The organism is Mycobacterium sp. E2497 (genome assembly GCF_001668695.1).
GTDB lineage: Bacteria > Actinomycetota > Actinomycetes > Mycobacteriales > Mycobacteriaceae > Mycobacterium.
The window spans coordinates 24,304-30,966 of sequence record NZ_LZKD01000102.1 but is presented as its reverse complement, the minus strand read 5'-3'; the positions used below and the strand labels follow the sequence as shown (position 1 = coordinate 30,966).

Genomic DNA, 6,663 nt, shown 5'->3' with positions numbered 1-6,663 from the left:
GTGACGATGCTGTTCGTCGGCGTGGCGCTGATGGCCGCCGGTTACAGCGGTGGGCTCGGCTCGCCGGTGGCGCACGCGGTGCAGGCGTTCCTGGACGCCGGCGGGGCGCCGCTGCGCAACGTGCACAAGCTGGGGTCGGTGGTCCGGATCCCGATCGCGCTGGGCATCGCCCAGGTGTTGGGGCGGGTCCCGCTCCCCGGCCGGGCCCCCGCCTCGGGGTGGCTGCGCGCGTTCGCCCACCCGGAGCGCGACAGGCGGGTGGCCGTCGCGATCGTCGTGCTGACGGCCCTGATGGTGAGTACGTCGCTGGCGTGGACCGGCCGGCTGACCCCGCCCGGCACCTTCAGCGCGATACCCCGGTACTGGCAGGAAACCGCCGACTGGCTCGACCGGCACAACTCGGGCACCCCGACGCCCGGTCGGGTGCTGGTGGTCCCGGGGGCGCCGTTCGCCACGCAGGTGTGGGGGACCAGCCATGACGAGCCGCTGCAGGTGCTCGGCGGCAGCCCCTGGGGCGTGCGCGACTCCATCCCCCTGACCCCGCCGCAGACCATTCGGGCACTCGATTCGGTGCAGCGCCTTTTCGCCGCCGGGCGCCCGTCGGCGGGGCTCGCGGATACGCTTGCCCGCCAAGGTGTTTCGTACCTGGTGGTGCGCAACGACTTGGACCCGGACACGTCGCGCTCCGCGCGGCCCATCCTGGTCCACCGCGCCGTCGACGGTTCCCCCGGGTTGCAGAAGGTGGCGCAGTTCGGCGAGCCGGTGGGCCCCGGCACCCTCGCGGGCTTCGTCGCCGACAGCGGCCTGCGCCCGCGCTATCCGGCCGTCGAGGTGTATCGGGTCGCCGGTGGTTCGGGAGTACCGTACTTCGCCGACGTCGACCAGCTGCCGCGGGTGGACGGCGGACCGGAGGTGCTGCTGCGCCTCGACGAGCGCCGCCGGCTGCAGGGCCGGCCGCCGCTGGGTCCGGTGCTGATGACCGCCGACGCGCGGGGCGCCGGGCTGCCGGTGCCGACGGTGACCGTCACCGACACCCCGGTGGCCCGCGAGACGGACTACGGCCGGGTGGACCAGCATTCGTCGGCGATCCGGGCCGACGGCGACGCGCGGCACACCTACAACCGGGTGCCCGACTATCCCGTCCCCGGCGCCGACCCGGTCGTCGGCGCCTGGACCGGCGGCCGGGTCACCGTGTCGAGCTCGTCGTCGGACTCCACCGCGATGCCCGACGTCGCGCCGGCGACCTCCCCCGTCGCCGCGGTCGACGGCGACCCGGCGACCGCCTGGGTGTCCAACTCCCTGCAGGCCGCCGTCGGGCAGTGGCTGCAGGTCGACTTCGACCACCCGGTGACCAATGCGGCGATCACGCTGACCCCCAGCGCGACCGCCGTGGGCGCGCAGGTGCGCCGCATCCTGCTCGAAACGGCGACCGGCAGCACGACACTGCGCTTCGACGAGCCGGGCAAGCCGCTCGCCGCGGCCCTGCCCTACGGCGAGACGCCGTGGGTGCGGATCACCGCCGCGGGCACCGACGACGGCTCTCCCGGCGTGCAATTCGGCGTCACCGACCTGTCGATCACCCAGTACGACGCGTCCGGGTTCGCCCACCCGGTCGACCTGCGGCACACCGTGCGGGTCCCCGGGCCGCCGCCCGGTTCGGCCGTCGCGGGCTGGGACCTGGGTTCGGAATTGCTCGGCAGGCCGGGCTGCGCGCCGACGCCCGACGGGGTGCGCTGCGCGCCGTCGATGGCCCTGGCGCCCGAAGAGTCGGTGAATCTCAGCCGGACGCTGACCGTTCCGGCGCCGGTGTCGGTGAACCCGCTGGTGTGGGTGCGGCCCCGGCAGGGGCCCAAGCTGGCCGACCTGATCGCCGAGCCGGACACCACCCGGGCGCGGGGCGACTCCGACCTGGTGGATGTCCTCGGCTCGGCGTACGCGGCGACCGACGGCGACCCGGCCACCGCGTGGACGGCGCCGCAGCGGGTGGTGCAACACAAGACCGCCCCCACGCTGACGCTGACCCTGCCGCGGCCCACCGAGGTCACCGCGCTGCGGCTGGTGCCCAGCCGGTCGGCGGTGCCCGCCCACCCCAGGGTGGTGGCCGTCAACCTGGGCGACGGCCCGCAGGTCCACGCGTTGAAACCCGGTGAACCGCAGACGATCCCGCTCAACCCCCGGGTCACCGACAGCGTCGCCGTGAGCCTGCTGGACTGGGACGACGTGATCGACCGCAACGCGTTGGGGTTCGACCAGCTCAAGCCGCCGGGGGTGGCCGAGCTGACGGCGCTCGGCGCCGACGGCAACCCGATCGCGCCCGCCGACGCGGCCCGCGACCGCGAGCGCGAGATCGCCGTCGACTGCGACCACGGTCCGGTGATCGCGGTCGCGGGCCGGTTCGTGCACACGTCGATCCGCACCACCGTCGGCGCGCTGCTCGACGACGAGCCCATTGCGGCGCGGGCCTGCGACCGCGATCCCATCGCGCTGCCGGCGGGCCAGCAGGAACTGTTGGTCAGCCCGGGCGCCCAGTTCGTCGTCGACGGCGTCGACCTGTCACCGTTAGCGGCTGCCGCCGCCACGCCCAGCCCCGTCGGGGTCCCGGTGTGGCGGACCTGGGGCCCGGACCGTCGCGAGGTGCAGGCTCCGCCATCGGCTACGTCACGAGTACTGGTCATCCCGGAAAGCATCAACCCCGGTTGGGTGGCGCGCACCGCCTCCGGCGCCCGGCTGACCCCGGTGGCCGTCAACGGGTGGCAGCAGGGCTGGGTGGTGCCCCCGGGCGACCCCGGCACCATCACGCTGACCTTCCCGTCCAACACGCCGTACCGAGTGGGGCTGGCGGTGGGGCTGGCCTTGCTGCCGCTGCTGGCCATGCTCGCGCTATGGCGCACCCGGCGCCCTCGGGTCGACGACGCGCCCGCCCGGCCATGGACGCCCGGGCCGTGGGCGGCGGTTGCCGTGGTGGCCTGCGGGGCGGTGATCGCCGGCGCGGCCGGGGCCGCCGTGGTCGGGGCCGCCCTGGGCCTGCGGTATGCGCTGCGAGGTCGGCGCCTGGACCGCGCGACGATGGTGGTGAGCGCCGGCGGGCTGATCCTGGCCGGGGCGGTGCTGTCCCGCAATCCCTGGCGATCGGTCGACGGCTACGCGGGCCACTCCGCGAATGTCCAGCTGCTGGCGCTGATTTCGCTGGCGGCGCTCGTGACTTGCGCGGTGGTTCTGCCCGAACGGGTGCGCCCGGGCCGCGACGAATAGCCGGTTAGAGGTATTGGCTGCCGGTTTACCGCCTGCTTGACTGGATATGCGGGTCTGTGTGACCGCGACCGTCCGAGGAGATACGGCCATGCGCTGGTTTTCCGCACCCGAATATTGGCTCGGCAGACTGGTGCTCGAGCGCGGCGTCGCCGTGATCTATCTGCTGGCGTTCGTCGCGGCCGCGGCCCAGTTCCGCGCGTTGATCGGGGAGCACGGGATACAGCCGATCCCGCGGTTCCTTGCCCGGCAGTCGTTTCGGCGGGCGCCGAGCCTGTTTCATCTGCGCTACTCCGATCGCCTGTTCTCGGTGGTTTCCTGGTTCGGCGCCGCGGTGGCGGCGGCGATCGTCGCCGGCGCGGCCGATGCGGTGCCGGTCTGGGCGGCCATGCTCATGTGGCTGACGCTGTGGGTGCTCTACCTGTCGATCGTCAACGTCGGGCAGACCTGGTATTCGTTCGGCTGGGAGTCGCTGCTGCTGGAAACCGGATTCCTGATGATCTTCCTCGGCAACAATCACGTGGCTCCGCCGCTGCTGACGCTGTGGATGGCCCGGTTGCTGCTGTTCCGGGTGGAGTTCGGGGCCGGGCTGATCAAGCTGCGCGGCGACCCGTGCTGGCGCGACCTGACGTGCCTGTACTACCACCACGAGACGCAGCCCATGCCGGGGCCATTGAGCTGGTTCTTCCACCACCTGCCCAAGCCGCTGCACCGAATCGAGGTGGCGGGCAACCATTTCTCGCAGCTGGTGGTGCCGTTCGGGTTGTTCGCGCCGCAACCGGTGGCCAGCATCGCAGCGGCCGTCATCGTTGTCACCCAGGTGTGGCTGGTGGCGTCGGGCAACTTCGCCTGGCTCAATTGGGTGACGATCCTGTTGGCGTGCAGCGCGATCGACGACTCGTGGTTCGGTTTGGTTAGCCTGCCCCATCGTCCGGCGTTTTCGGCGACGCCGCTGTGGTTCGTCGTGTTGGTCGTCGCGTTCGCCGCAGCGGTGCTGTTCATGAGCTACTGGCCGGTGCGCAACATGCTGTCTCCCCGCCAACGAATGAACATGTCGTTCAACTCTTTTCATCTGGTCAACACCTACGGCGCGTTCGGCAGCATCGGGCGCGTCCGCCGCGAGGTGGTGATCGAAGGCACCGAGGAAGTACACCTGACCACCCAGACCGTTTGGAAGGAATACGAATTCAAGGGCAAGCCCGGTGCCGTGCGCCGGCTTCCGCGGCAGTGGGCGCCCTATCACCTGCGGCTGGACTGGCTGATGTGGTTCGCCGCCATCTCGCCCGCCTACGCGCAGCCGTGGCTCACACCGTTCCTGCAGCGCCTCCTGCGCAACGACCGGCCCACCCTGCGATTGTTGCGGCACAATCCGTTTCCGGCTTCGCCGCCGCGGTACGTACGCGCGCAACTCTACGAGTATCGCTTCACCACGCCCGCGGAGCTGCGCAGGGAGCGGGCCTGGTGGCATCGGACACTGATCGGCGGCTACATCCGGCCGATGGCGCTACCGGCGGCAACGACCCAGCACGGCTGAGTTATGCCGCGTCGTCGTCATCGTCGTCGTGGTGAAGCAGTTTTTCGGGGTGGTGGAAGGTGTTTTTGCGCGGCTGCCCCCGGTCCAGCCGCGGGGGTGGGATCCATTCGGTGTCACCCTCGGTGTTTGTGCGGGTGGTCCAGCCGTCGGGTTTGAGCAGGCGGTGATGGGGTCCGCAGGCGAAGGTGAGGTTGTCGATATCGGTGCGGCGGCACTGGGTCCAGTCGGTGACGTGGTGGACCTCGGACAGGTAGCCGGGGACGGTACAGCCCGGGGCGGTGCAGCCGCGGTCCTTGGCGTACAGCACGATTCGCTGGCCGGGAGAAGCCAGGCGTTTGGTGTGATACAGCGCCAGCGGTTTGGCGTTGTCGAAGACGGCCAAGTTGGTGCGCGTGGCGGGCCAGCCGGATCACATCGCTGATGGGGAGCCGGGCGCCCCCGCCGGTGAGCCCCGTGCCGGTGGCGGTCTGCAGCTCAGCCAAGGTGGTGGTGATGATGATGGAGGCGGGTAAGCCGTTGTGCTGGCCCAGTTTTCCCGAGGCGAGCAAGCCGCGCAGCCCAGCGAGCAGCCCGTCGTGATTCCGCTGCGCGGCGCTGCGGGCATCGCGGTCGATCGCGTCTTGCGTCGGCGCCCCGTCGACGCAGGGCGTGTCGTCCATGGGGTTGCACATGCCCGGTGCGGCCAGCTTGGCCAACACGGCCTCAAGGGTGGCGCGGCCTTCGGGGGTGAGTAGACCGCGCAGCTCGGACATGCCATCCGGACCCTGCTTACCCAGCACCAATCCGCGGCGTCGGGCGCGGTCCTCGTCGCGGTAGGTACCGTCGGGATTGAGGCAGTCGGCGACGTGGTCGGCCAGCTCGGCGAGTTGTTCGGGGCGAAAGTGAGTGCCCGCTTCGGCCAGATCGGCCTCGACCGCCTTTCGGGTGGCGAAGTCCACCCAGCCAGGCAGCCGGTGAAAGAACCGGCGGATCACCGCCACCTGCCCGCCTCCGAGTACCCCGGCGCATTGGGCTGCCGCGGTGGCTGGCAGCGTCGGCTCCAGCAGCTCACCGGTCAGCCCGTGCCGCGGCCCCAGGTCGGTAGCCTCTTTGACCCGCCGCGATGCCTCGGCGCGGCTGATCAACGTCGCCTCGGCGATCGCGTGCGGCAGGGTGCCGCCCAACTCTTCTGGAGTCGCTTGGTGGGCCAGGGAGTTGATCACCGGATGCTCGATGGCCGGCAGTTGGCGGCGCGCCTTCTCGCAGCGCTCCAGCATCGCCAGCTGTTGCTGGACGTTCATCGCGCCAACCGGTAACGCGCGAGCGCGGGCCAAGACCGCATCAAGATCGTCGAACACTGCGACGGCCTCGTCATCTTCACCCGAACTCATGACCCCAAACTAGCCACCCCCACCGACAAAACCGGCTCGAAATCGCCATAGATGCACACTCGCGCAAGGAATTTGGAAATTCTTCGGCGGCCTGGGGAGTCAGGAGCAACAATTGTGAGGGCAAAAAGGGAACGACGCATGAGATCAGCACTCGCAATCTTGACAACGGCACTGGCGCTCACCGGCGCCCTGTGGACCGCGGACCTGATGCTCGGTTCGGGCACGGCCCACGCCGTCTGCTCCACCAACAACGGCGGCAACCAGCCGCCGGAATGTGCACCGCCCGAGGGCCCACCGGGCTGCTACACCTCCCACATCTGCAGCCAGATGTGGTGCCCGAACCTCGGCGAGCTGCGGCGGATGCCGGACTGGGACAGAAACGTCTGCCACACCTATTACTTCGCGCCCGACTCCGGCCTTCCCGCGCTGATGGTCCAGGGCCAGCCGCCGGGGTTGCGGCTTCCGCCGAACACCGGCGTCTGCCCGCCCTTAGCCTGGATGTGCCCGTGA

3 protein-coding genes and 1 pseudogene are annotated in these 6,663 nt (G+C 70.7%); 3 read left to right on the top strand and 1 reads right to left on the bottom strand.

The genetic code is table 11. The annotated features are described in order from the left end of the window. Both A5713_RS07855 and A5713_RS07850 read left to right on the top strand, forming a co-directional pair. A partial coding sequence (locus A5713_RS07855; RefSeq protein WP_068094290.1) for an alpha-(1->3)-arabinofuranosyltransferase family protein occupies positions 1-3,252 on the top strand: 3,252 nt, incomplete at its 5' end. A gap of 88 nt (positions 3,253-3,340) precedes the next feature. After that, complete coding sequence (locus tag A5713_RS07850) at positions 3,341-4,783, top strand: lipase maturation factor family protein (protein WP_068094285.1); 1,443 nt, start codon at positions 3,341-3,343, stop codon at positions 4,781-4,783. 1 nt (position 4,784) lies between these two features. Here A5713_RS07850 and A5713_RS07845 read toward each other — a convergent pair. Next, a pseudogene (locus A5713_RS07845) lies at positions 4,785-6,153 on the bottom strand (HNH endonuclease signature motif containing protein). Positions 6,154-6,291: 138 nt separating this feature from the next. Between A5713_RS07845 and A5713_RS07840 the strand changes: the two are divergent. Next, positions 6,292-6,663 carry a hypothetical protein gene (locus A5713_RS07840; protein ID WP_156751796.1) on the top strand — a complete coding sequence of 124 codons (372 nt, stop codon included), beginning with the start codon at positions 6,292-6,294 and terminating at the stop codon, positions 6,661-6,663.

Excerpts from the sequence above, each read along its gene's own strand:
- A5713_RS07840 (WP_156751796.1), top strand. The coding sequence starts at position 6,292 with ATGAGATCAGCACTCGCAATCTTGACAACGGCACTGGCGCTCACCGGC.
- A5713_RS07850 (WP_068094285.1), top strand. The coding sequence starts at position 3,341 with ATGCGCTGGTTTTCCGCACCCGAATATTGGCTCGGCAGACTGGTGCTC.